Source organism: Chromobacterium sp. CCUG 30098, from assembly GCF_059916605.1.
Genome location: NZ_JAUCGS010000009.1, coordinates 52,188 through 76,016 on the forward strand (window position 1 = coordinate 52,188; position 23,829 = coordinate 76,016).

Below are 23,829 nucleotides of genomic sequence, written 5' to 3' on the forward strand. Positions count from 1 at the left end.
AACGGAAGCTTTGGCTTCCGTTTTTTTATGGTTCAGCGTGCTTTAAGCCCGTAGCCGGCGTCGCGGGCGGCCGCGCGCACCTCCTCCAGCAATAGCCGGGCTTTGCGCGGAATGCGGCGGTTGGCGAAGACGGCGTGCATCTGCGGATTGTCGCCGTGGCTGGAGACGATGCGGTAATCCGGACACAGCCGCAGCAGCTGGCCGGCGCGCACCAGCGGCTCGGCCAGCCAATCGCCCAGACGGGCGACGCCCAGGCCGGCCAGCACGGCGTGGAGCACGGCGCTGCCGGAGCTGACGCGGTGCCAGGGCGTTAGATTGAGGCTGAGCTGGTGGCCGGCGGACACGAAGTTCCAGGCTTTCAGCACGCGCGGCGCGGAGTGGATCAGCACCCGGTGCTCCGGCAGTTGTTCCGGCGTTTGCGGCGCGCCGTGGCGCTCGACATAGGCCGGGCTGGCGTAGAGGTGGCGCTGGTAATCCCACAGCGGGTAGCCGATCAGCTCGCTGGAGGCGGGGAAGGCGCCGCGGATGCTGAAGTCCAGCTTCTCGCGTATCGGGTCCAGTATGGTGTCGCTGTACAGCACGTCGAAGCGCAGCTCCGGGTTGGCGTCGGCCATGCGGGTCAGCACCGGCGGCAACAGAGCGTGGCTCATCGCCTCCGGCGCGGAAAAGCGCAGCAGGCCGCGTGGCGCCTCGCTCAAGGCCGCCAGCTCGTCCTCGGCTTCTTCCTGCAGGTCCAGCATCTTGCGCGCCGTGGCGTAATAGTTTTCGCCGGCCAGGGTCAGATTGACCTGTTTTTGCGAGCGCGCCAGCAGGCTGCCGCCCAGCGCTTCTTCCAGCGTCTGCACCGCGCGGGTGGCGCTGCTGGGTGATGTGCCCAGCTGGCGCGCGGCGGCGACAAAGCTTTTTCTTTCCACCACCGCGCAGAACACGCGCAATTCCCATAATGATTTCATCCCGGCCCCGGTATTCTGATTGCGATTTTCGCAATACGGTATTGCAAGCACGCTTGGCTGGCAAGGCATAGAATCTTGTCCTAACTGTAAGCGGCGCGGAGCCGGGAGAAGTGGATGCTGTTGACTTTGAGTTTTCTGTGCGTGATTGCCTTCGCCGCCGGCCTGGTGGACGCGGCGGTGGGCGGCGGCGGCCTGATTCAGATTCCGGCCCTGTTCAGCGCCTTGCCCAATCTGGCGCCGGCCACGGTGTTCGGCACCAATAAGCTGGCGGCGGCCATGGGCACCTTGTCCGCCGCGCGTTCCTATCTGAAGCGGGTCAAGGTGCCGTGGCGCTTGGTGCTGCCGGCGGCGGTGGCGGCCTTCTTCATGTCCATCGCCGGCGCGGCCACGGTCAGCCTGATCGACAAGGCCGTGCTGCGCCCCCTGGTGTTGGCGCTCCTGGTGGTGATGGCGGTGTACACCTTGTGGAAGAAGGACTTCGGCTCCCTGCACAAGCCGGTGGCGATAGGCCGGCGCGAAATGGCGATAGGCATGGCCATCGGCGGCGCCATCGGTTTTTACGACGGCCTGTTCGGCCCCGGCACCGGCAGCTTTCTGATGTTTTTGTTCATCCGCTTCTTCGCTTTCGATTTTCTGCACGCCTCGGCCTCGGCCAAGGTGGTGAACCTGACCACTAACTGCGCGGCGCTGCTGTTCTTCATCCCCGCCGGTCATGTGCTGTTCCAGTACGCGCTGCCGATGGCGGTGTGCAATATGGCCGGCGCGACAGTGGGCACCTGGGTGGCGATGAAGAAGGGCACCGGCTTTGTGCGGGTGCTGTTCCTGCTGTTGACCAGCACCTTGATCCTCAAGCTGGGCTGGGACATCTTCCACGGCTGAGCGTCTGTTCAAGTCCGCCGCGCTGGACCGGGCGCGGCGGGCGCCGTTGCGCAAGGCGCATGCGCCGCCTCCCTTCCGTTTCTTCCTTTCCTCCCTCCTTGTCTCGCCTAATTCTCGGGATGTTGAACGGCCTCCGGACCGGGCCGGCTTTTGAACTCTGGCGCGGCCTCCTTTATGATGCGGGTTGTCGCCATCTGCGCAGAGAGTTTATGCATCCATCACGTTGTCCGCCCGCGGCGCGGGCGCGGCATTTGCGCGAGCTGCCCAATATCGGCCCCAGCCTGGCCGAGGATTTGCGCTTGCTCGGCATCGAAGAGCCGCGCCAATTGCGCGGCGCCGAGCCTTTGCGGCTGTACCACCGTTTGTGCGAACTGACCGGAACCCGGCAGGACCCGTGCGTGCTGGATACGCTGATGTCGGTGGTCCATTACATGGACAGCGACGAGGCGCGGCCGTGGTGGAGCTTCACCGCCGAGCGCAAGGCGAAAGGCGGCTACTGATGGCGCGGCCGGACGCCGATTCCAAGCTGACCGCCTGCCACGATTGCGATCTGCTGATGCGGGTGGCGTTGAAGGGGGAGGGCCGGGCGTGCTGCCCGCGCTGCGGCGCTTTGGTGCGCCGTTACGGCGCGCAGCGGCAGGACGCCGAGCTGGCGCTGCTGCTGACCGGGGTGATCGCCTTTCTGCTGGCCAACGTCTATCCGGTGGTGACCCTGGAGGCCGCCGGAGCCCGCAGCGCGGCCACCTTGTGGCAGACGGTGGTGGCGCTGGAGCGCCAGGGCATGTTGTCGGTGGCGATGCTGGTGATGTTCACCGGCATCGTGATGCCGTCGCTGGAGCTGGGCAGCATGCTCTATGTGCGGCTGCCGCTGGCCTTCGGCCATGTGCCGCGCGGCTTTCCCTGGCTGATGCGGCTGAAGATACTGACCCGCCCATGGTGCATGGTGGAAGTGTTTTTGCTGGGCATCCTGGTGTCCCTGGTCAAACTGGTCAGCCTGGCCACCGTGCACGTGGGCGTGGGCCTGATGGCCTTGTTCGCCTTGATCGTGTTGATGGCGGCCAGCGCCAGTCGTTTCAATCCGGAAGACTTGTGGGAGCGTTGTCAGCAATGTCGGACTACCGCGTGAAAACCGCCGCGCAGTCCGGCCTGTGGCTGTGCCACGGCTGCGGGCTGCTGTGCCGGGCCGGAGAAGGCGCCCAATCCTGCCCGCGCTGCCACGCCGCGCTGCACTCGCGCAAGCCGCACAGCCTGCAGCGCAGCTGGGCCTTGCTGTTGGCGGCGATGGTGGCCTATCTGCCCGCCAATCTGCTGCCTATCATGGAAACCTCCACCATCATGGGCATGCAGAACGACACCATCATGAGCGGGGTGGTGTATTTGTGGAAATCCGGCTCCTGGCCGCTGGCGCTGGTGGTGTTCACCGCCAGCGTGCTGGTGCCGCTGTTGAAGATTCTGGCCTTGCTGCTCTTGCTGGTGACGGTGCAGCTGGGTTCCGGCTGGGCGCCGCGGCAACGGACGCGGCTGTATCGGGTGGTGGAGGTGATCGGCCCGTGGTCGATGTTGGACATTTACGTGGTGGCCCTGATGGTGGCGCTGGTGCAATGGCAGTCGCTGGCGTCGATCAAGGCCGGGCCGGGGGCGATCGCCTTCGGCACGGTGGTGGTGCTGACCATGGTGGCGGCGATGAGTTTCGATCCCAGGCTGATCTGGGATCAGGTAAAGGAAGACGATGAGCAGTGATCAACCCGAAAAACCGGCCGCAGCCGGCGAGGACTTGCCGGCCGCGGTGCCGGTGAAGCGGCGGCGCTGGTCGCCGTCGCTGGTGTGGCTGATTCCGGTGGTGGCGGCGGTGATAGGCGGCTGGCTGGCGGTGAGCGCGGTCTTGTCGCGCGGGCCCACCATCACCATCGCCTTCCAGAATGCTGAAGGGCTGGAGGCGGGCAAAACCCGGATCAAGTACAAGGACGTGGAGATCGGTGAGGTGAAGGCGGTATCGGTGAGTCCGGACCGTCAGTCCATCCTGGTCACCGCGGAGCTGAGCAAGAACGTGGACGATTACCTGGTGGCGGACAGCCGTTTCTGGGTGGTGCGGCCGCGCATTTCCGGCGGCAGCGTGTCCGGTCTGGGCACGGTGCTGGGCGGCTCCTACATCGGCATGGACGTGGGCAAGAGCAAGGAGCGCCGCACCGAGTTCAAGGGCCTGGAAGTGCCGCCCATCATCAACGCGGACCTGCCGGGCAAGATGTTCGTGCTGCGCTCCGACAATCTGGGCTCGCTCAACGCCGGCTCGCCGGTGTATTTCCGCCGCGTGCCGGTGGGCCAGGTGGTGGGCTACGAGCTGGACCCAGCCGGCAGCGCGGTGAAGCTGTCGGTGTTCATCAACGCGCCTTATGATCACTTCGTCACCGTCAACAGCCGCTTCTGGCACGCCAGCGGCATCGACGTGGCCATCGGCGCCAACGGCCTGAGCGTCAACACCCAGTCCTTGGCGGCGATTGCGCTGGGCGGCATCGCCTTTGAAACCCCGCTCAGCGACGGGCCGGACAAGGCGCCGGACGCCAAATACCTGTTCCTGCTCAATGAAACCCGCGAAAAAGCGCTGCAGAACCGCGACCGGGAAACCCAGTCCTTCCGGCTGAAGTTCCGGCAGTCGGTGCGCGGCCTGACCGTGGGCGCGCCGGTGGATTTCCGCGGGATTACTTTTGGCGAAGTCACCGCCATCGGCATCGAATACGCGGCGGCGCGCAAGGACTTCGACATGACGGTGGACATCCGCACCTATCCCAGCCGGCTCAACACCCTGTCCGGCGATCACAGCCTGTCGGCCAAGATTTCCGTGGAATCCCTGGTGCGCAACGGCCTGCGCGCCCAGCTGCGCTCCGGCAGCCTGATCACCGGCCAGCTTTACGTGGCGCTGGACTTCTTCCCCGAGGCCAAGCCGGCCAAGGTGGCGGTGCGCAACGGCATGACCGAGCTGCCGACGCTGCCGGGCGATCTGGAAGAACTGCAACGGGTATTGCAGCGCATTGCGCGCCGGCTGGACAAGGTGCCGTTCGACAGCATAGGCGAGGAGCTGAATCAATCGTTGAAATCGCTGCACCAGACGCTGGACGGCATGCGCAAGCTGTCCGAGAACATGGACGGCAAGGTGCTGCCGCAGGCGGTGAAAACGCTGGAAGACTTGCAGAAAACGCTGGAGAGCACGCGCCAGACGATGCAGGCGGATTCGCCGCTGCAGCAGGACGTGCGCGCGGCGGCGCAGGAGGTGTCGGAAACGGCGCGCAGTTTCCGCGCGCTGGCCGATTACCTGGACCGCCATCCGGAAGCGTTGATACGCGGCAAGGGAGAGAAAAAATGAAATCCATCGCGCTGAGCTTGATCATGCTGGCGCTGCTAAGCGCCTGCGCCTCGCCGCCCACCACCTTCCATCAATTGCGGCCGGCGCTGTCGACGGCGGCCGCGACCCCCGTGCTGGGCGTCAGCGTGATGGTGGGGCCGGCTAGCCTGCCCGCGGGGCTGGAGCGACCCCAGCTGGTAGTGGAAGATGCCGCCGGCAATGTTGAATTGCTGGACTTGCAGCGCTGGGCCGGTCCGCTGGACCGCATGCTGACGCAAGCCGTGGCGGCGGACCTGTCCCGCTCGCTGGGCCTGGCCAGTATCTACGCCTATCCGCAACCGGGCATGGGCGGCGGGGACGTCCGCTTATTGCTGGACGTGCGCCAGCTGCGCCTGCGTCCGGGGCGCGACGCCTCGCTGGAAGTGGCTTGGCAGGCGCTGCCGACGCAGGGCGACAAACGGCCGCTGGCCAGCGGTTATTTCCTGCAGAGCCAGCCTTTGGCGACGCCGGACGCCGCGGCGGCCGCGGCCGGCCTGCAGACGCTGGTGACCGAGCTGGGCCGCCGGCTGGCCGGCGAGTTGGGGCCGGCTCTGGCCGGCTTCAAGCGCTAGGCGGGGCCGGCGGGCGCCGTTGCGCCCACGGTCTGGCCTGCTCCAACTGGCGGGCCAGCCGCAGCAGGGTCAGGTCGTCGCCGCAGCGCGCGACGAATTGCACGCCTATCGGCAGCCCGGCCTGGCTCCAGTACAGCGGCACGCTCATTGCCGGCTGTCCGCTCATATTGAAGGGTATGGTCCAGCCCAGATACTCCATCAGACGGCGCGAAGTGGCCGGAATCAACTGGCCGAAGCGCAAAGTCCAATCCCAGCCCAGCTTGCCCAGCATCCAGCGCGAGATCGCGGTTTCGGCGGCGCTGGGTCCCAGGCCGCCGACGAGGGCGGGCGGCTGGTTCAGGGCCGGGGTGGCCAGCGCGTCGTAGCGCTGGTGGAAGGTTTCCATGATCCGGGCCTGCTCCCAGGCGAAACCGCGCGCCCAGGCCAGCTCACCGGCGCTGAGCCGCTCGCCGTAGCGCGCCAGCGCCCAGCTGGCCGCTTCCAGTTGCTGGTGGCGCGCCGGTTTGCCGGTGCGGCGCTCGATGTCGCGCAGCAGGCCGGCCATCTCGCCGCAGATGATGGCCAGCATCGCGCGGTTGTATTCCTCCGGCGACGCCAGCGGCGGCGACGCTTCTTCCACCTCGTGTCCCAGCTCGGTCAGCAAGGCCAGCGCGTCGTCCAGTGCGGCGGCGCAGTCCGGGTGCAGCGCGCCGCCCAGGATGGGGCGCTTGCTCCAGGCGACGCGCAGCTTGCCGGGCTCGCGCTGATGCGCGGCGAAAAAGCTTTGCTCCGGCGCCGGCCAGTAATAGGCCTCGCCGCCGCGCGGGCCGCCGGCCAGCAGGTCCAGCATCGCCGCGCTGTCGCGCACGCTGCGCGTCAGCGCGTGTTGGCAGACCAGGCCTTGCCAGCCCTCGCTGTAGTCCGGGCCGGCCGGGCCGCGTCCGCGGCTGGGTTTGAGGCCGAACACGCCGCAGTTGGAGGCGGGAATGCGGATGGAGCCGCCGCCGTCGCCGCCGTGGGCGATGGGCACGATGCCGGCGGCCACCGCCGCGGCCGAGCCGCCGCTGGAGCCGCCCGGGGTGCGGGTCAGGTCCCAGGGGTTGCGGCTGAGGCCGTAGACCTCGGATTCGGTGTAGGGACTGAGGCCCAGTTCAGGCGTGGCGGTTTTGCCGATGAAGATCAGGCCGCCCTGGCGATAACGTTGGATGATGTCGGCGTCGCGCGGCGCGACATAGCCGTCGAACAGGCGACTGCCGTTGCGAGTGGGCACGCCGGCGATGTCGGCCAGCAAATCCTTGATCAGCACCGGGCAGCCGGCAAGCGGGCCGGCGCCTTGCGCTTGCCGCAACTGGGCCTGAGCCTGTTCCGGCAGCGGCAGGCAGACCGCGTTCAGCGCCGGATTCCAGCGCTCCAGCCGTGCCTGGGCCGCGGCCGCGGCCTCGCCGGCGCTGATCTGGCCGTCGGCGATCAGCTGGGCCAGGCCAATGCCGTCGTAGTCTTCGTATTCATTGAAACAGTTCATGCCTGCCTCCGGGGGCTTGGCTGGCGCTCCATGGCGTACCAGCATAGTCGAACAAGACGGCTTGATGTACTGATTGCGACTAAATAAAATCGAATGCGATGGTTTTCTTGTCTTGATGATGCAATATGAATTTTACGGGGGAGGCGTGGCAATGCGCAATCTGAGGGCGGGAGTTGGTTTCTTGGGTTTGCTGATGGCGGTCGGGGCGGTTGCCGAAACACCAGGACACTCGCAGGCCCCGCGCAAGGAGTCGGTTTACGCCTATGCCGAATTGGCTAAGGGGTGGGCGGCTTTCGACGCATTCCGCGCGCTGGCACCGGGCTCCTCGCTGCGCTATCGCCTTTATCCACATCCGCCGCGGGCGGGAGTAGGGCTATTTTGGCGCGATGGCAGTGGGGGCAAAGGCATGGTCAAGCTCGCCAGCGACTACAGCTTTGCCCTGGATGAGCTGGCGGGGCTGGCGCAGCGCAATGCACTGTTGGTGGCGAACCTGCCCCCGGTGGAGTTGAGTTGGCGTCCGGTGGTACGCAGCAAAGGTCTGCCCGCCAATACCTGGCGGCTGGGAGATTTGCGACTGGAGTGCTTGGTGGGGGTCCAGAGTAGGGTGAGCTTGCGGGATGAGAGGGAGGTGGCCTGCTTGCCGGTAGTGGAGGCCGCGTGTCAGGAGGGTGTGGTGGCCTGCGCGCGCAAGGCTTCAGCGGCCTTGGGCGAGGCGATGCTCAAGGGGCTGGCGCGCTTGCAGAGCGAGAAAAACCCTTATGAGCAAGGGCGCGTTCAATACTTGTTCATTGCTGACAAGCCGGTGTTCAGCGTTACCTTGTTGGAGCGTGGCAAGCAGTTCACCTTGCCCGTCATCTGGCTTTACGGTCGCGCTGAGTCGTTCACACCGTTCTTTCAATGGCCGTACCCGCGTGAGTATTTGTATTCGGTGCCGCTGGATGTAGGGGCATGGTCTGACGATGCGCAAGTCGTGTTGGAACCCATGATTGGGGAGGGCAGCAAATGAAAAAGCGATGGTGGGCGCTATGTTGCGTTTGTTGGTTGATGGGGTGCGCCAGCAGCGGAAGCAGGCAGTTGGCGGAAGTGGATGAACCGGCGGTGAAGCGAATGCTGCAAAGCGGAGGCAGCCAGCGCGAGGTGCTTGATGCTTTTGGGGAGCCGCAGGACCGAATACGTTTTTCCAGCAATCGTGAATTGTGGGTGTACAGCTATGTTCAGTATCGGCCTCAGTTGCAAAACTTCACCGACCTGGGGCCCTTGTTCAGTGCGCAGAACCGTTACGACAAGGAGCTGGTGTTATTGTTTGACGTTGGGGGTAAGGTGCTGCAGTGGCGCTTGTCCACCAGAGAGGAGGTGCGTGGCACCGGGGTGCTGAACAAGTCCCCAACAGGAGGGTGATGGTTGGCGCATAGCCAGTTGCAGTGGCATCCCCTACAATAGCGGGAATGCAACAGCGGACTTGCCGGTGGTTGCGGGTGGCCCGAGCGTCTGTCTTGGAAGATGGAGACGGAGCGGGCGCCGCAGCGGGCGCAAGCCGCTTTTTTTATTACGGAACGAAATGATGGAACCAGTGCGCCTGTCGAAACGCATGGCCGAGTTGGGTTTGTGCTCGCGCCGCGAGGCCGATAGCTATATCGAACAAGGGTGGGTGAAAGTGGACGGCGAGGTGGCCGTCCTCGGGCAGAAAGTGCTGCCGCACAATCTGATCGAAGTGGACAAGAAGGCGCAGGACGCTCAAGCCTCGCGCGTCACCATCCTGCTGAACAAGCCCATGGGTTATGTGTCCGGCCAGGCCGAGGACGGCTACGAGCCGGCGGTGGTGTTGGTCAAGCCGGAAAACCAGTGGGCGGAGGACAAGAGCCGCCGCCGGTTTTCTGCGCAGCATCTGAGAGGGCTGGCGCCGGCCGGCCGCCTGGACATCGATTCGGTGGGCCTGTTGATCCTGACCCAGGACGGCCGGGTGGCCAAGCAGATCATCGGCGAGCATTCCAGCGTGGATAAGGAGTACCTGGTGCGGGTGGAGGGCGAACTTTCCGACGAAGGTTTGAGTCTGCTCAATCACGGTCTGGAGCTGGATGGTAAAAAATTGCTGCCTGCCACCGTGGCTTGGCAAAACGAGGATCAGTTGCGTTTTGTGCTGCGCGAGGGCAAGAAACGCCAGATCCGCCGCATGTGCGAACTGGTAGGCTTGCGCGTGGTGGGCCTGAAGCGGATTCGTATCGGCAAGGTCAAGCTGGGCAATCTGCCCACCGGCCAATGGCGCTATCTGCGCGACGACGAATCGTTTTGATCCGGCCGGACGGCCGGTTGTCAGTGGGGGACGCATGTTAGGGCGCTTGTTGCAAAGATGGGGGCTGGATGCCGAAAGCCGGCAGCAGCAGCGGGAGTTGGCGCAGGCGATAGAGAGCCTGGTCGACGGCACGGACAAGCGTTTGCGCCTGTCTCCCGGCTATCTGGACGCGCTGGCGCCGGGCATGCGCGTCACCCAGGCCTATCTGGCCGAGTTGCCCAGCCGAATGCCGGAGCCGCTGGCGCTGTCCTTGCGCGGCTTTGCGCAGGACCCGCGGCTGGGCTTGCTGTTTTCCGGGCCAGCCAGCCTTTTGTCCTGCCTGCGGCAGAGCGAAGCCTTGCGCAATTTCTTCCTGTCCGCCAGCCAGGGCGACGAGGCCTGGGCCTTGTTGTCGATGGCGCGCAGCGAAACCGGCCGGCTGGGCGTGGCGATGGAGGGCGGGGAGCTGCGCCGCGAAGTGCCGCAGCAGGTGGTGAGCTTCGACGGTCATAGGCTGGCCATGCCCTGCGCGTCGCGCGAGCTGCTGCTTGAGAGCAGCGCGCGGCGCAGCGAGGAAATGCTGGTCACGGTGATCGCGCGGCGGCTGAGCCTGCTGGAGCAGTTGCGCCAGACCTTGGACAACGAGATGTCGCGGCTGCAATTGCGCTTGAGCGTGCTGCGTTGCGAGGCCGGCACCGTGGTGGACGGCTCCTCGGACGGTTCGCCCTTGCCCGACACCTGCGAAGGGGTGCAGCGGCGCATGGCCGAGATCGAGCCCCAATTGCGCGAGGCGCGTGGCGCGCTGAGCCTTGAGGGCTTGCTGGAGACGGTGCGCCATGTGCTGGAGCATCCGGCCGAATATTTTCGGCTGGAATGGCGGACCTTGTACCTGAACCGCATGGGGATCAAGCAGGACGCGCCGGGCGAAGACGCCACCGAACTGGAGTTCGAGGAGCTGGTGTTGGGGCAGGCCCAGCCTTTGCGCCGCGCCTTGATGCCGGTGCGGGTGACGCGCCAGGCGCTGGCGGAATTGGAGCGGGAATTCGGCAGCGACTGAGACGGGGCCCGACTACGCCAAAGCGGGCTGTGCAAAGCCGAAACAAGGGCTATGCTGGAACTGTATAGTCGCTTTCGATCAGCCTTCAGGGCGGCTGATTGAGTCTGCCCCGGCACCAGGCCGGGGTTTTTTTGCGCCCGCCGCATCGCAATGGGATATTTTGCGCCGGGAATGCGTGAAACGCCCGTCAGGGCTTGCTTTGTGCTATCCTTGCGCCCCTCTTCAGCAACGACCGTGACCCGTCACTCAAGCCATGAAAGATCCTTGCGATCACTACACCTTCGATCTGATTGGCGGCGTCCGCAAAAAGCCGGGACGCAAGCCCTTGGGCGAGCGCGCGATGACGGTGGCCGAGCGCAAGCGGCGCAGCCGCGAACTGCGCCGCAGCCGCCTGCAGGAGCTGTCGGTGACGGTGGAGCTGAGCCGGGACGCGCAGAAGTCGCTGGATAAAATGATAGAGTGGTGGGGCGTCAGCAAGAAGGAGGCGATCAACCGCGCGCTGATGATAGCCTGTCAATCGCAGACCGGGCGCACCGCGCAGTTGTTCGAGTTCGATCTGCCGCCGGAGGCGCGGCGCAAGGGCAAGAAGACTAACGGCGGTTCCGGCGCGTAAGCACCGCCGCCGTGCGAATAAGCGAAAAGGCCGAGCAAGCATGCTCGGCCTTTGGCGTTTCCGGGCCCGGCGGGCCGGGCGCGAATCGTGTCTTAACCGTAGCGTTTGGCGGCCTCGATCGCCAGGCCGCTGCCGATGCTGCCGAAGAGATCGCCTTCCACATGGCGGGCCTGGGGCAGCAGGCGCTTGATGCTGTCGCGCAGCGCCGGCACGCCGCTGGAGCCGCCGGTGAAGAAGACGGTGTCGATGTCGTCGGCCTGTGCGCAGGCGTCGGTCAGCAATTGGCGCACCGTGGCGCCGATCTGGCCCAGCATCGCGTCTATGCTGTGATTGAATTGATCGCGGCTCAACTCGCAATGCAGGCCGGCCTCGATATGCCCCAGGTCCAGCCGGTGCTGCGCCTCGTCCGACAGCGCGATCTTGGCGGCTTCCACCTGCATCGCCAGTCGGTGGCCGGCGCGGTCCTGGATCAGGCGGAACAGGCGGTCCAGCACCTGCGGCTGCGCCGCGTCGCGGTGCACGTCCTGCAGGTCCATCCAGGCCTTGCGGGTGTAGGCGAAGTTGATGGTGTGCCAGGTGGCCAGGTTGAAGTACTGGCTGGACGGCATCTCCGCGTTGTTGCGCAGCCGGCTCTTGAAACCGAACAGGGGCATCACGCCGTGCAGGCTCAATTGCTTGTCGAAGTCCGTGCCGCCAATGTGGACGCCGCCGGTGGCGAGAATGTCGTCGAGGCGCTCGTCCAGGCGGTGGCGCTCGGGCGCCAGGCGGATCAGGGTGAAGTCCGAGGTGCCGCCGCCGATGTCGACGATCAGCACCAGCTCTTCGCGCTCCAGCCGGGCTTCGTAGTCGAAGGCGGCGGCGATGGGTTCGAACTGGAAGGACACGTCCTTGAAGCCGACCTGGCGCGCGATCTCGCCCAGCGTGGTCTCGGCTTCGGCGTCGGCCTTGGGGTTGTCGTCGACAAAGTGCACCGGGCGGCCCAGCACCACTTGTTCGAACGGGCGCTCGGCGGCGCGGTCGGCGCGCAGCTTCACTTCCTGGATGAACAGGCTGAGCAGGTGGCGGAAAGGCAGGGCCTTGCCTTGCACTTCGGTTTGGCTGTCGATCAGGTTGGAGCCCAGCAGGCTTTTTAGCGAGCGCATCAGCCGGCCTTCATAGCCTTCCATGTACTCCTGCAGCGCCAGCCGGCCGAACACGGAATGATCTTCCTCGTAATTGAAGAAAACCACCGAGGGCAAGGTGATCTTGCCGTCCTCCAGCGTCAATAGAGTGGCTTGGTTCGGGCGCAGCCACCCCACGGTGGAGTTGGATGTGCCAAAGTCAATGCCGCAGGCGCGGGCCGTAGTCTGCGTGTTCATATTCCCTCCCGTAAAGCGAGGCGCGATGGTACGCGGATTGGCGCGGCAAGGGAAGGCTTTGGCAAGCGAATCAAGCGTTTTGTCGCTTTGGAGGTTTCAGCCGCGCCTGTCTTTTGGCCGGGGCGCGCGGTGGCCGCAACGCAATGGGTATATGCTGAAAGCGCGTCCCGCAGGAGCCGGGGCGGGTAATGGACTGAATGGAAAGGATCCAGGCATGAATAAACTGATCGTGATGTTTGTTGCATTGGCGCTGGGGAGCGGCGGCCTGTCCGGCTGCGCGAATATGTCCGAAACCCAGAAAGACACCGGTACCGGCGCGGCGATTGGCGCGGTGGCCGGCGCGGTGCTGGGCGGCCTGACCGCCGGCGGCAACCCCGGTCGCAGCGCCGCCACCGGCGCGGCCCTGGGCGCGGCGCTGGGCGCCGGTGGCGGCTATTTGTGGTCTAAGCACATGCAGGAGCAGAAGGCGGCGATGGAGCAGGCGACCAAGGGTTCGGGCGTCAGCGTCAGCCAGACCGCGGACAATCAGCTGAAGCTGGACATCCCCAGCGATGTGTCTTTTGACGTGGGCCGCTACGACATCAAGCCCAATCTGCGGCCGATTCTGGACCGTTTCGCCACCACCTTGAACCAGAACCCGGTGACCACGGTGAAGATCGTCGGCCATACCGACAACACCGGTTCCAATGCGGTCAATGACCCGCTGTCGCTGAACCGCGCCCGCGCCACGCGCGACTATCTGACCGCGCGCGGCGTGGCGGAGGGGCGGATCAGCATCGCCGGCCGCGGCTCGCATGAGCCGGTGGCGAGCAACGCCAGCGCCTCTGGGCGGGCGAAGAACCGGCGGGTGGAAATCTTCGTGGGCGAAGCTGCGCGCGGTTGACGCGGGCGGACGGAGCGATGCGGGGCGGGCGCCGTAAACGGCGCGCCGCCCTTTGTGTTTTCCGGCCGAGGCATGCGCAGGCTGTCTGTTAAATTTTAAATGTAATACGTAATATATTTTAAAGCGACGCTTTGCTAGAATGTCGGCCACGACAAACGGGCATTTTCAGGCATGGCGACAGATATTTATTCGCGCATCCGGCAGGCGGCGTTCGAGCTGGTGGGCGAAGGCGTATGGCCGACGGTGATGGAGGTGAGGGCCAGGATAGGCGCGGGCTCCAACACCACGATCAACAACACCTTGAAAGAGTGGCGGCAGGAGTTTCTGTCGCGGGTGGCGGTGTCGTCGCGGCGGCCGGATTGGCCGGCCGGCCTGGCCGAAGCCTTTGAACAAGTGTGGCAGCGGGCCTGCGACGAGGCGGACGGGCGGCTGGAGTCTTTGCGTCAGGACGCGGAAACCGCGGTGGCCCAGGCCGCGGCGGAGACCCGCGAGCTGGAAGCCGGCCTGGCGGCGCGCCAGGCCGAGTTGCAGTCCGCCTTGCGCGAGCTGGAGTTGCGCGCCGCGAGGCTGGCGGACTTGGAAGGACGCTTGCAGGGCGAGGAAACCCGGCGCCAGATGCTGGAGCGGGCGCAGCTGGAGCAGGAGTCGAGGCTGGAGCAGTCCAGGAAAGAGCTGTCCGAGCTTAGGCGTCAGGCGGAGCAACGTCAGCAGGAACTGGAAGAGCGCGCCGAGCTGAAAGTGCAGGAGGCGCGGGAGGAAGCCGCGCGGCGCGAGGCGCTGGCCTATGAGCGGCTGGAAGGTTTGCGGCTGCGGCTCTACGAACAGATGGAAGAGGAGCGTCGGGCGATGCAGCAGGCGCAGGCGCGCCAGGAAGAGGCTTTGCAACAAAGCCGGCGCGAGCGGACGCGGCTGGAGGGCGAGTGGCGCGACCGTCTGGCGGAGCGCGAGCGAGACAACGGTCGTTTGGAGGCGAGGCTGGAGTGGCTGGAAGGGCGCAGCGCCGCCTTGGAGCAGGATGCGTTGCGGCAGGCGGTGCAGTTGGAGCAGACTTCGGCGCGCTTGCTGGATATGGCCAGCGAGAACAGCCGGCTGGCCGGCGAGGTGAATCTGGGCGCCGAGCGGCAGCTGGCGCGTTTGGTCGAGATTCTGGCTGGTTCGCGCCAGGAGCTGTTGGCGCTGGACGAGGCGGGCTTGCGCGAATGGCTGGGGCGGCAACTGCAATTGCCCCTGCTGGGCTAGCGCGCTCCGGACGCGTGTTTCTACTAAGTGCTTGCCACGATGCCGGCGGAAGCCGGCTTTGCTAGTTTGACGTGAGGATTGTCTTGATTGGAGGCAATATGACTTTCGTCGAATATTATCGCGCGCCGGCGCTGATCTCCCTGCTGGCCTTGTTCGTGTGGTGCGGCTTGTGCTGGGCGGACGGCGGCTCTTTCTGGCAGGGTTTGCTGGCGATGGCCGCGGGCAAGAATCTGTCCATTCTGTCCGGTCTGGCCGTGTTCTGGGTTCTGGAGCTGGCGGGACGCGCGTGGTCGAGATCCCGCGAGGGGCGAGACCCTATGCATTTGCAGTCGTAGCCGGCGGCAAGGGACGGCAATGAAAAGCGCGCCAAAGGGCGCGCTTTTTTCATGGTCGCGGCGGCCTCGAAAGCTCTTGAGGCCGGTTTGCGGGCTTTCTCAGAACAAGCGGGCCAGCCCCGCGGCGATGCGCTCCAGGTATTCGGCGTCCACCGCGTCGAAGCTGGCCGGTTCGCTGGAGTCCACATCCAGCACCGCGACCACTTCGCCTGCGGCGTTGCGGACGGGCACCACGATTTCTGAACGGGCGCTGGAGGAACAGGCGATATGGCCGGGGAAAGCGTCGACATCTTCCACCACCAGGGTTTTTTCGGCCTGCCAGGCGCTGCCGCATACTCCTTTGCCAAACGGGATGCGAGTGCAGGCGATCGGGCCCTGGAAGGGGCCAAGCACCAGTTGCTTGTCCTTGACCAGGTAGAAGCCGGTCCACAGCCAGTCGAAGCTGCTGTGCAAGGCGGCGCAGAGATTGGCCAGCGCGGCGATCTGATCGGTCTCGGACTCAATCAGCGCCAGCGCCTGCGGCAATAGGGTTTGATAGCGCTCTTGTTTGTCGGCGCCGTGGATGATCAGCTGTTCTGCCATGGGGTGTCGTCGGGGTGTGGCTTGGGAAAGCGACAGCATACACAGCGGGCGGGCAAAAGAAAACGCCGCCCGGCGGGGCGGCGTCGTGCGGCGGGCCGGGGCCCGTTTACATCATGTGTTGACCGCCGTTCATCGCCACGTTGGCGCCGGTGATGAAGCCGGCTTGTTCGGAGGCGAGGAAGGCGACCAAGGCGGCGATTTCCTCGGGCTTGCCCAGGCGGCCCACCGGAATCTGCGCCACGATCTTGTTGCGCGTCTCCTCCGCCACCGCCATCACCATATCGGTGGCGATATAGCCGGGCGAAATGGTGTTGACGGTCACGCCCTTGCGCGCCACTTCCTGCGCCAGGGCCATGGTGAAGCCGTGCATGCCGGCCTTGGCGGCGGAGTAGTTGGTCTGGCCGAACTGCCCCTTCTGACCGTTGATCGAGGAGATGTTGATGATGCGGCCGAAGCCGCGGTCGCCCATGCCGTCCACCACCGGCTTGGTCATATTGAACAGGGAGTCCAGATTGGTGCGCAGCACCGCGTCCCAATCGTCCTTGGTCTGCTTCTTGAAACTGCAGTCGCGGGTGATGCCGGCGTTGTTGACCAGCACGTCCACCGGCCCCAGGTCTTTGGCCACCTTTTCGGCCAGTGCCTTGCAGGCTGCGGTGTCGGTGACGTCGCATTGGTAGGCGTGGATATCCTTGAGTCCCAGCCCCTTCATGTCGGCGAGCCAGGCTTGTTCGCGGCCGGGCTTGCTGTAGGTGGTGACTACGATGTGACCGCTTTCCGCCAGGGCTTTGCAGATGGCGGTGCCAATACCGCCCATGCCGCCGGTTACGAGTGCGATTCGCTTAGTCATAGTGCTGGCTCCTTTTTTGGCTGTCTGTCTGGATATGCTTATGCGATACGACTTTCAGTTTTTTAGGATAAGTGAATTACCCGCGTATGTGAATGGAAAGTACGCACACCCTTCGTCACGGCTTGGACGGTGAAAGTTCATCCGTTAGACGTTGCAGCAAAGAGAGCCGGGACTTGGCGATGGCGCCCGATTCACATGCGGTCATGATGGCACAGTTCGGTTCCACGCGGTGCGAACAATTGTGGAAGCGGCATTGACCAATCAACGGGCGTATTTCCGGGAAGTAGCGGGTTAGTTCGGCGGCCTTCAAATGCTTGAGGCCAAACTCCTGTAGGCCGGGGGAATCGATCAGATGACTGTCCGCGTTCAGATGGTAAAGCGTGGCGTGAGTCGTGGTGTGGCGGCCGGAGTCCAGCGCGGTGGAAATGTCGCCGATGCGGGCGTTGGCGTCCGGCAGCAGCGCATTGGTCAGCGTGGACTTGCCCATGCCGGACTGGCCGACGAAGACGCTGGTCTGGCCTTGCAGCAAGGGCAGCAGCGGCGCGACGTCCTGCTTGGCGGACAGGGTGACCACTTGGTAGCCCAGTTGGCGGTACAGCTCCAACTTGCGCAGCAAGCCCTCAGTTTCCGGCAGGTCAGCCTTGTTGACCACGATGACGGGATCGATGTCGCCGGCTTCCGCGGCGATCAGGCAGCGGCCCAGCAGTTCTTCGTTGGGGCTGGGCACGGCGGCGATCACGAACAGGATGCGGGTCACATTGGCGGCGATGACCTTGGTTTTCCAGTCGTCCTGGCGGTAGAGCAGGCTGCGTCGCTCTTGCGAGCGCTCGATGACGGCCTGTTCCTTGTTCTGCACCAGGATGTCCACCCAGTCGCCACAGGCGAAATCGACGCGTTTGCCGCGGGTGGTGCAATCGTAAACCTGGCCGTCGGATTCAACGATGAAGCGGCGGCCGTGGCTGCGGATGATTTGTCCGGTCTGACCTGTCATGGGCGGGCCAGCAGCGCTTCGGTCTTGGCGGCGCAGATGAAGTCGTTCAGGGTCAGGCCGCCGGCGTCGTGGGTGCTGAAGTTGACGACGACGCGGTTGTAATGCACCGACAGATCCGGGTGGTGGTCTTCGCGGTGGGCGATCCAGGCCAGCGCGTTGACGAAGGCCATGGTGTCGTGGAAGTTGGCGAAGGGAAAGGTCTTGGTCAGTTCGATGCCGCGGATGTTCCAGCCGGGCAGGGAACCCATCAATTGGTTGACGGTGCTGGCGGCCAGCGGGCTGGCGCCGTGTTGGGCTTCGCAGGACAGTTCGAGCAGGTTCATGTCAGCGGTTTCCTTGTAGATGGTTGATGCGCAGCGCGGCGGGCGGGTGCGAGTCGTAAAAAGCGGAATGCAGCGGGTCCGGCGTCAGCGTGGACGCGTTGTCGCGATAAAGTTTGACCAGGGCGGACACCAGTTTGCCGGCGTCGGTTTCGCTGGCGGCGAAGTCGTCGGCCTCGTATTCATGGCGGCGTGACAGGCTGCTGGACAGCGGGGTGAACGGAAAGGTGAAGGCCGGCACCGCGGTGAAAAACAGGATCAGCGCCATCGCGGTGCTGGGCGTGGAAACACCCAGGCCGGCGTAGAACCAGGGCGCGTCCAGCAACTGCCCCAGCAGGAAGAGGAAGCCCAGCGACAGCGCGAAGGCCAGCGCGATGCGCTTGACGATGTGGCGGCGCTTGAAATGGCCCAGCTCGTGAGCCAGCACGGCTTCGATTTCCTGATGGTCCAATTGCCCCAGCAAGGTGTCGAAGAACACGATGCGCTTGCCGGCGCCAAAGCCGGTGAAGTAGGCGTTGCCGTGGCTGGAGCGGCGGGAGCCGTCCATCACGAACACGCCCTGGCTCTGGAAGCCGGCGCGTTGCAGCAGCGCTTCGATGCGCGCCTTGAGCTCCAGGTCTTCCAGCGGGGTGAATTTATTGAACAGCGGCGCGATCAGCGTCGGGTAGATCGCCACCATCAGCAGCTGGAAGCCGGTCCAGACCAGCCAGACCCACAGCCACCACAGCGGGCCGGAAATGTCCATCAGCCACAGCACCAGCGCCACCAGCGGGAAGCCGATGACGGCGCCCAGCAGCAGGCCCTTGATCTGGTCGATGATGAACAGCTTGGGCGTGGTCTTGTTGAAGCCGAAGCGGGCCTCGATGCCGAAGGTGGAGTACAGGCTGAGCGGAAAGCTGACGCAGCCGGTCAGCGCCGCCACGCCCACGATCAGCAGCAGGCCGGACGGCAGCGGCGAGACGCCTGCGGCGGCCACGGCGCCGGCCAGCCATTGCAGCACGCCGCCAAAGGTCAGCGCCAGGATCACCAGGCTGTCCAGCACGGCGGAAAACAGGCCGAAACGGGTCTTGGCGATGCAATAATCGGCGGCCAATTGATGTTGTTGCAAGGCGATGGCGTCGCGAAAAGCGGCGGGCACTTCCGCGCGGTGGCGGGCGATGTGGCGGGCGTGGCGCCAGCCCAGCCAGAGTTTTAGCGCGAGTGTGGCCGCCAGCGCGGCCAGGAAGAGAGAGCTGAATGCCTCGGTCATCGGAGTCCGTTATCTGCTGTCAGGTTTGCCGCCAGCGCGGCAATGAAGGAAAATAGAAGGGTTTTGCAAAGATTGGCAAGTATGACACAAGATCAAATGAACCTCATCTGGCTCGACATGGAAATGACGGGCCTGAATCCAGAGACCGACCGCATCATCGAAGTGGCGATGATCGTGACCGACAGCCAGCTGAACGTGGTGGCGGAATCGCCGGTGTTGGTGATCCACCAGCCCGACGAGGTGTTGGACGGCATGGACGACTGGAACAAGAACACCCACGGCAAGAGCGGCCTGATCGAAAAGGTCAAGGCCTCCACGCTGGGCGAAGCCGAGGCCGAGCAAATCCTGCTGGATTTCATGGCTCTGCACGTGCCGCCGCGGATCACGCCGATGTGCGGCAACACCATCCACCAGGATCGTCGTTTCATGGTGCGCTGGATGCCCAAGCTGGAAGAGTATTTCCACTATCGCAACCTGGATGTGTCTACGCTGAAAGAGTTGTGCAAGCGTTGGAAGCCGGAGGTGGCGCGCGGCGTGGTCAAACGCGGCAAGCACGAGGCGCTGGCGGACATCCTGGAGTCTATCGAGGAGTTGCGTTACTACCGTGAGCATTTCCTCAAGCTCTAAGAACCTGTTTACGATCCGCCGCGCGTCGTGAAACGTGGCACGGCGAGTGCCGCTTCGAAATGCGCATGTGCCACGAGTACATTCCGCTTTCTCAGCTGCAACGCCTTGTCCCGCTCTAGCTCGCGAGATCGTAGACACGTTTTAAGCGGGGGACTGTCCCACAGGAGCGGCTCCGCAGCGGAGTTTGCTCCTTTTTATTGGCGAACACTTATTCCAGCGGCAATCCATATGGCTTCGCAACGCAGTTCCGACATTAATTCCACCCGGGTCTGGGCCCGGCTGCATCAGCATCAGCGCGCGACCCGGCACATGCATATGCGCGAGTTGTTCGACGCCGATCCGCAGCGTTTCCAGCGCTTTTCGCTGGAGCTGGACGGCCTGTTGCTGGACTACTCCAAGAACCGCATCACCGAACGTACGCTGGAGTTGTTGTTCGAATTGGCGCGCGAGGCCGATCTGGCCGGCTGGATGGAGAAAATGCGCGGCGGCGAGCGCATCAACGTCAGCGAGGACCGCGCGGTGCTGCACACCGCCTTGCGGCTGCCGGCCGGCGAGAGCCTGCTGCTGGACGGCTGCGAGCTGGTGGCCGAGGTGCAGGCGGTGCTCGCGCGGATGCGCGCTTTCAGCGAACAGGTGCGCGGCGGCGAGTGGAAAGGCTTCAGCGGCCGGCGCATCCGTCACGTGGTCAATCTGGGCATAGGCGGTTCCGATCTGGGGCCGCTGATGGTGAAAGAGGCGCTGGCCGCGTACGCGTCGCCGGAGCTGGACGTGCATTTCGTCTCCAATGTGGACGGCGCGCACGTCGCGCGCACGCTGCAGCGGCTGGACCCCGCCGAAACCCTGTTCATCATCGCGTCCAAATCCTTCACCACGCCGGAGACGCTGTTGAACGCCCAGGCGGCGCGGCAGTGGTTTTTGCAGGCGGGGAGCGAGGCCGATATCGCGCGTCATTTCGTCGCGGTGTCCACCAATCAGCCGGCGGTGCAGGCTTTCGGCATCGATCCGGCGCATATGTTCGGCTTTTGGGACTGGGTGGGCGGCCGCTACTCCACGTGGTCGGCCATTGGCCTGCCGGTGATGCTGTCGATAGGCTTCGACCGCTTCCAGGAATTCCTGGCCGGCGGTCACGCGATGGACCGGCATTTCTTCAGCGCGCCCTTCGCCGCCAATATGCCGGTGCTGCTGGCGCTGATCGGCGTCTGGTACAACACCTTCTATCGCGCCCATACCCACGCCATCATGCCTTACGACCACGGCTTGCGGCGTTTGCCGGCCCATGTGCAGCAATTGGACATGGAGTCCAACGGCAAGCGCGTCGGCCGTTACGGCGAGGCGTTGGATTTCGACACCGGCCCGGTGATCTGGGGCGAAGAGGGGGCCAATAGCCAGCACGCCTTTTTCCAGCTGCTGCATCAGGGCACGCGACTGGTGCCTTGCGACTTCATCATCCCGATGCGCAGTCATTATCCGGTGGCGGACCAGCACCAGGTGCTGGTGGCCAACTGCCTGGCCCAGACCGAAGCCTTGATGCGCGGTAAGAGCGAGGCTGAGGCGATGCGGGAGCTGGCGCATTTGCCGGGCGAGCAGCTGGACATGCTGTTGCCGCAGAAGCTCTTCCCGGGCAATCAGCCGTCCAACACCCTGGCGCTGGACGAGGTGAGTCCGCGCAGTGTGGGCATGCTGCTGGCGCTGTACGAGCACAAGGTGTTCGTGCAGGGCGTGATCTGGGGCATCAACTCCTTCGATCAATGGGGGGTGGAGTACGGCAAGCAACTGGCGCGCCGCATTCTGCCGGAGCTGGCCGCCGGCGACGACGCGCTGGCGCACGACAGCTCCACCAACGGCTTGATCCGCCATTTCAAAGCGCGGCGAGGCTGAGAGGATGGCCATGCAAGAAAGTCTGGAATTGGCTCGCCGTCTGGGCGAGCGTTTGCTGGCGGCGGGCGAGAGCGTCGCCGCCGCCGAATCCTGCACCGGCGGCATGATCGCCGCGGCGCTGACCGACATCGCCGGCAGTTCCGCCTGGTTCGGCTACGGCGTGGTCACTTACAGCAATGAGGCCAAGCAGCGTCTGCTGCGGGTGGAGGACGGCGCCTTGCGCGAGCACGGCGCGGTCAGCGAGGCGGTGGTGAGGCAGATGGCCGCCGGCGCGCAGGCGTTGTCCGGCGCGGATTGGAGCGTGGCGGTGTCCGGCGTCGCCGGCCCCGGCGGCGGCACGGCGGCCAAGCCGGTGGGGCTGGTCTGGTTCGGCATCGCCGGCCCTGACGGCTGGAGCGAGGCTTTCAGCTGCCGCTTCGACGGCGATCGCGCGCAGGTGCGCGCGCAAACCGTGATCCGCGCCTTGCAGCGTCTGGACGAGCTGTTGGCCGCGCGCAGCCGCACGGCTTAGCGTCCACCCGCTGAAGCGCGGCGGGCTTTGAACAGGCTCTTAGTCTTTGTTGTCCGGTTTTTTGCGCGCGCGCGGGTGCGCGCCGTCGTAGACCTTGGCCAGGTGCTGGAAGTCCAGCGCGGTATAGATCTGGGTGCTGGACAGATTGGCGTGCCCCAGCAGTTCCTGCACCGCGCGCAAGTCCCCGGAGGATTGCAGCAGGTGAGAGGCGAAGGAGTGGCGCAGCATATGCGGATGCACGTGTTGTTGCGCGCCGGTCTTGATCGCCCAGTCACGCAGGCGTTTTTCCACTTGCCGTCCGCCCAGCCGTCCGCCGTGGCGGGCGATGAAGACCGCGCGCTCCTCCTGCGCCGCCTGGCGTTGCGCCAGCCAGCGCTGCAGGCAGGCGCGCGCCTCGGCGCCCAGCGGCGCAATGCGTTCCTTGCCGCCCTTGCCGCGGATGCGCAGCAGATCGTCGGAAAAGTCCAGGTCTTCCAGATTCAAGCCCACCGCTTCGGACAGGCGCAGCCCGCAGGAATACATCAGCTCGAACAGCGCGCGGTCGCGTATGGAGAGCGCGTCGTCGTCGTCGATGCGGTCCAGCAAGGCCGCGGTGCTGTCCACCGGCAAGGCCTTGGGCAGCGGCTTGTCCTGTTTGGGCGCGCGCAGACCCTGGCTGGGGTCGTCCCCGCGCTGTCCGTTGTCCAACAGCCATTGGTAGAAGCGGCGCCAGGCGGAGAGCTTGCGCGCCAGGCTGCGGCTGTGCAGGCCTTGCGCGTGCAGCTTGGCCAGGATTCTGCGCAACTGGGCGTGTTCGGCCCGCTCCAGCGGAGCGGGGCTCAGCAGGGCGGCCAGTTGTTCCAGATCGCGCAGGTAGGCGGCGGCGGTGTGGCCGCTGCGGCCGGCCAGCGCCAGCGAGGCGGCAAAGCGCTCCAGGATGTCCATTTCAGCGGCGCAGTCTGGCCATCTGCATCAGGCGCTCGAACAATTGCAGATCCTGTTCGCTCTTGAGCAGCGCGCCCGCCAGCGGCGGCGGGGCGTTGTCCTGATGGCGCTGCTTCAGCGCGGCGGCGTTCATGTTTTCCGCCGACAGCAGTTTCAGCCAGTCCAGCAATTCCGAGGTGCTGGGTTTCTTCTTCAGGCCCGGCAGCTCGCGTATGGAGAAGAACACCTCCAGCGCTTCGCTGACCAGTTGCTGGCGCAGGGCGGGGAAGTGGGCGTCGATGATGGCCTGCATGGTGTCCCGGTCCGGGAAGCGGATGTAATGGAAGAAGCAGCGACGCAAGAAGGCGTCCGGCAGCTCTTTTTCATTATTGGAGGTGATGATGATGATGGGGCGCTGGCGGGCGCGCACGAACTCCTGGGTTTCGTGGACGAAGAACTCCATCTGGTCCAGTTCGCGCAGCAGATCGTTGGGGAATTCGATGTCGGCCTTGTCGATTTCGTCGATCAGCAGCACCGGGGCGGAGTCGGCGTCGAAAGCCTGCCACAGCTTGCCCTTGACGATGTAGTTGCGGATGTCGTGCACGCGGGCGTCGCCCAGCTGCGAGTCGCGCAGCCGCGAAACCGCGTCGTATTCGTACAGGCCGTGCTGCGCCTTGGTGGTGGATTTGATCGGCCAGACAATCAGCTCTCGGCCCAGGCTGCGGGCCACTTCCTCGGCCAGCATGGTCTTGCCGGTGCCGGGTTCGCCCTTGATCAGGAGCGGGCGCTCCAGCGTGATGGCGGCGTTCACCGCCATCATCAGGTCTTCGGTGGCGATGTAGTTGTCGGTGCCGGAAAATCGGGTATTGCTCGTCATGGGCGGGGG

Annotated in this window: 27 protein-coding genes; 17 read left to right on the plus strand and 10 right to left on the minus strand. The window is 65.0% G+C overall.

Features of this window, described 5'->3' with window-relative positions; genetic code table 11:
- Positions 1 to 32 precede the first annotated feature (32 nt).
- Entirely contained in the window at positions 33 to 953 is a 921-nt protein-coding gene (locus QUG03_RS18535; protein ID WP_500820647.1) for a LysR family transcriptional regulator, read from the minus strand.
- Between the two features lie 114 nt (positions 954 to 1,067).
- Here QUG03_RS18535 and QUG03_RS18540 point away from each other — a divergent pair, with 114 nt between their 5' ends.
- The 6 genes from QUG03_RS18540 to QUG03_RS18565 all read left to right on the plus strand — a co-directional run bounded on the left by QUG03_RS18540 (position 1,068) and on the right by QUG03_RS18565 (position 5,780).
- Positions 1,068 to 1,832 (plus strand): sulfite exporter TauE/SafE family protein, encoded by a 765-nt coding sequence (locus tag QUG03_RS18540; RefSeq protein WP_197081470.1) that lies wholly within the window; start codon positions 1,068 to 1,070, stop codon positions 1,830 to 1,832.
- Between the two features lie 209 nt (positions 1,833 to 2,041).
- Positions 2,042 to 2,332, plus strand: a complete 291-nt coding sequence (locus QUG03_RS18545; protein WP_107798801.1) for a helix-hairpin-helix domain-containing protein — start codon at positions 2,042 to 2,044, stop codon at positions 2,330 to 2,332.
- Positions 2,332 to 2,958: a paraquat-inducible protein A gene (locus QUG03_RS18550; protein ID WP_253313602.1), complete on the plus strand. Its 627-nt coding sequence runs from the start codon at positions 2,332 to 2,334 to the stop codon at positions 2,956 to 2,958. The genes QUG03_RS18545 and QUG03_RS18550 overlap by 1 nt, the downstream gene beginning before the upstream one ends.
- On the plus strand, positions 2,940 to 3,572 hold the full coding sequence (locus tag QUG03_RS18555; protein WP_107798803.1) for a paraquat-inducible protein A: 633 nt from the start codon (positions 2,940 to 2,942) through the stop codon (positions 3,570 to 3,572). The genes QUG03_RS18550 and QUG03_RS18555 overlap by 19 nt, the downstream gene beginning before the upstream one ends.
- A complete protein-coding gene (locus QUG03_RS18560) occupies positions 3,562 to 5,190 on the plus strand; it encodes a PqiB family protein (RefSeq protein ID WP_488905618.1) in 1,629 nt (542 codons plus the stop codon). The genes QUG03_RS18555 and QUG03_RS18560 overlap by 11 nt, the downstream gene beginning before the upstream one ends.
- Positions 5,187 to 5,780, plus strand: a complete 594-nt coding sequence (locus tag QUG03_RS18565; RefSeq protein WP_227103423.1) for a PqiC family protein — start codon at positions 5,187 to 5,189, stop codon at positions 5,778 to 5,780. Before QUG03_RS18560 ends, QUG03_RS18565 begins: the two co-directional genes overlap by 4 nt.
- Here the strand turns inward: QUG03_RS18565 and QUG03_RS18570 are convergent.
- Positions 5,770 to 7,281, minus strand: a complete 1,512-nt coding sequence (locus tag QUG03_RS18570) for an amidase (protein WP_500820648.1) — start codon at positions 7,279 to 7,281, stop codon at positions 5,770 to 5,772. The two genes, QUG03_RS18565 and QUG03_RS18570, sit on opposite strands and share 11 nt — an antisense overlap.
- 112 nt (positions 7,282 to 7,393) lie before the next feature.
- Between QUG03_RS18570 and QUG03_RS18575 the strand changes: the two genes are divergently transcribed.
- From QUG03_RS18575 to QUG03_RS18595, 5 genes are all read left to right on the plus strand, one after another.
- On the plus strand, positions 7,394 to 8,287 hold the full coding sequence (locus QUG03_RS18575) for a hypothetical protein (protein ID WP_500820649.1): 894 nt from the start codon (positions 7,394 to 7,396) through the stop codon (positions 8,285 to 8,287).
- The gene (locus tag QUG03_RS18580) at positions 8,284 to 8,679 is read left to right on the plus strand and encodes a hypothetical protein (RefSeq protein ID WP_253313607.1); all 396 of its coding nucleotides are present in this window, start codon (positions 8,284 to 8,286) and stop codon (positions 8,677 to 8,679) included. The genes QUG03_RS18575 and QUG03_RS18580 overlap by 4 nt, the downstream gene beginning before the upstream one ends.
- A 163-nt stretch (positions 8,680 to 8,842) precedes the next feature.
- Positions 8,843 to 9,571: a pseudouridine synthase gene (locus QUG03_RS18585; RefSeq protein ID WP_107801719.1), complete on the plus strand. Its 729-nt coding sequence runs from the start codon at positions 8,843 to 8,845 to the stop codon at positions 9,569 to 9,571.
- Between the two features lie 49 nt (positions 9,572 to 9,620).
- The gene (locus QUG03_RS18590; RefSeq protein WP_500820650.1) at positions 9,621 to 10,607 is read left to right on the plus strand and encodes a hypothetical protein; all 987 of its coding nucleotides are present in this window, start codon (positions 9,621 to 9,623) and stop codon (positions 10,605 to 10,607) included.
- A gap of 253 nt (positions 10,608 to 10,860) precedes the next feature.
- Complete coding sequence (locus QUG03_RS18595; RefSeq protein WP_107798808.1) at positions 10,861 to 11,220, plus strand: hypothetical protein; 360 nt, start codon at positions 10,861 to 10,863, stop codon at positions 11,218 to 11,220.
- A gap of 92 nt (positions 11,221 to 11,312) precedes the next feature.
- Here the strand turns inward: QUG03_RS18595 and QUG03_RS18600 are convergent, their stop codons facing one another.
- Positions 11,313 to 12,578 (minus strand): Hsp70 family protein, encoded by a 1,266-nt coding sequence (locus tag QUG03_RS18600; RefSeq protein WP_488905612.1) that lies wholly within the window; start codon positions 12,576 to 12,578, stop codon positions 11,313 to 11,315.
- 214 nt (positions 12,579 to 12,792) lie between these two features.
- Between QUG03_RS18600 and QUG03_RS18605 the strand changes: the two genes are divergently transcribed.
- The 3 genes from QUG03_RS18605 to QUG03_RS18615 all read left to right on the plus strand — a co-directional run bounded on the left by QUG03_RS18605 (position 12,793) and on the right by QUG03_RS18615 (position 15,035).
- Positions 12,793 to 13,461 (plus strand): YiaD family glycine zipper/OmpA-like lipoprotein, encoded by a 669-nt coding sequence (locus tag QUG03_RS18605; RefSeq protein WP_488905611.1) that lies wholly within the window; start codon positions 12,793 to 12,795, stop codon positions 13,459 to 13,461.
- A gap of 171 nt (positions 13,462 to 13,632) precedes the next feature.
- Positions 13,633 to 14,700, plus strand: a complete 1,068-nt coding sequence (locus QUG03_RS18610; RefSeq protein ID WP_107798811.1) for a DNA-binding protein — start codon at positions 13,633 to 13,635, stop codon at positions 14,698 to 14,700.
- Positions 14,701 to 14,798: 98 nt separating this feature from the next.
- Positions 14,799 to 15,035, plus strand: a complete 237-nt coding sequence (locus QUG03_RS18615) for a hypothetical protein (protein ID WP_107798812.1) — start codon at positions 14,799 to 14,801, stop codon at positions 15,033 to 15,035.
- Between the two features lie 99 nt (positions 15,036 to 15,134).
- On the opposite strand, the gene QUG03_RS18620 is transcribed toward QUG03_RS18615, so the two are convergent.
- The 5 genes from QUG03_RS18620 to QUG03_RS18640 form a co-directional block, all read right to left on the minus strand.
- Positions 15,135 to 15,617, minus strand: coding sequence for a free L-methionine (R)-S-oxide reductase MsrC (locus QUG03_RS18620; protein ID WP_253313612.1), 483 nt, complete (start codon positions 15,615 to 15,617; stop codon positions 15,135 to 15,137).
- Positions 15,618 to 15,723: 106 nt separating this feature from the next.
- Entirely contained in the window at positions 15,724 to 16,464 is a 741-nt protein-coding gene (gene phbB / locus QUG03_RS18625) for an acetoacetyl-CoA reductase (RefSeq protein WP_107798814.1), read from the minus strand.
- A 115-nt stretch (positions 16,465 to 16,579) separates the two neighbouring features.
- A complete protein-coding gene (rsgA, locus tag QUG03_RS18630) occupies positions 16,580 to 17,455 on the minus strand; it encodes a ribosome small subunit-dependent GTPase A (RefSeq protein WP_227103405.1) in 876 nt (291 codons plus the stop codon).
- A complete protein-coding gene (locus QUG03_RS18635) occupies positions 17,452 to 17,778 on the minus strand; it encodes a 4a-hydroxytetrahydrobiopterin dehydratase (protein ID WP_048415508.1) in 327 nt (108 codons plus the stop codon). The genes rsgA and QUG03_RS18635 overlap by 4 nt, the downstream gene beginning before the upstream one ends.
- A 1-nt stretch (position 17,779) precedes the next feature.
- Positions 17,780 to 19,024: a M48 family metallopeptidase gene (locus tag QUG03_RS18640; RefSeq protein WP_500820651.1), complete on the minus strand. Its 1,245-nt coding sequence runs from the start codon at positions 19,022 to 19,024 to the stop codon at positions 17,780 to 17,782.
- A gap of 81 nt (positions 19,025 to 19,105) precedes the next feature.
- Here QUG03_RS18640 and orn point away from each other — a divergent pair, with 81 nt between their 5' ends.
- The 3 genes from orn to QUG03_RS18655 all read left to right on the plus strand — a co-directional run bounded on the left by orn (position 19,106) and on the right by QUG03_RS18655 (position 22,040).
- On the plus strand, positions 19,106 to 19,651 hold the full coding sequence (gene orn / locus QUG03_RS18645; RefSeq protein WP_107798817.1) for an oligoribonuclease: 546 nt from the start codon (positions 19,106 to 19,108) through the stop codon (positions 19,649 to 19,651).
- Between the two features lie 228 nt (positions 19,652 to 19,879).
- Positions 19,880 to 21,529, plus strand: a complete 1,650-nt coding sequence (gene pgi, locus QUG03_RS18650; RefSeq protein WP_107798818.1) for a glucose-6-phosphate isomerase — start codon at positions 19,880 to 19,882, stop codon at positions 21,527 to 21,529.
- A gap of 22 nt (positions 21,530 to 21,551) precedes the next feature.
- Positions 21,552 to 22,040 (plus strand): CinA family protein, encoded by a 489-nt coding sequence (locus QUG03_RS18655; protein ID WP_500820709.1) that lies wholly within the window; start codon positions 21,552 to 21,554, stop codon positions 22,038 to 22,040.
- A 39-nt stretch (positions 22,041 to 22,079) separates the two neighbouring features.
- Here the strand turns inward: QUG03_RS18655 and xerC are convergent, their stop codons facing one another.
- Positions 22,080 to 22,964 carry a tyrosine recombinase XerC gene (gene xerC, locus QUG03_RS18660; protein WP_227103399.1) on the minus strand — a complete coding sequence of 295 codons (885 nt, stop codon included), beginning with the start codon at positions 22,962 to 22,964 and terminating at the stop codon, positions 22,080 to 22,082.
- A 1-nt stretch (position 22,965) separates the two neighbouring features.
- Positions 22,966 to 23,820, minus strand: coding sequence for an AAA family ATPase (locus tag QUG03_RS18665; protein ID WP_500820652.1), 855 nt, complete (start codon positions 23,818 to 23,820; stop codon positions 22,966 to 22,968).
- Between the last annotated feature and the right edge of the window lie 9 nt (positions 23,821 to 23,829).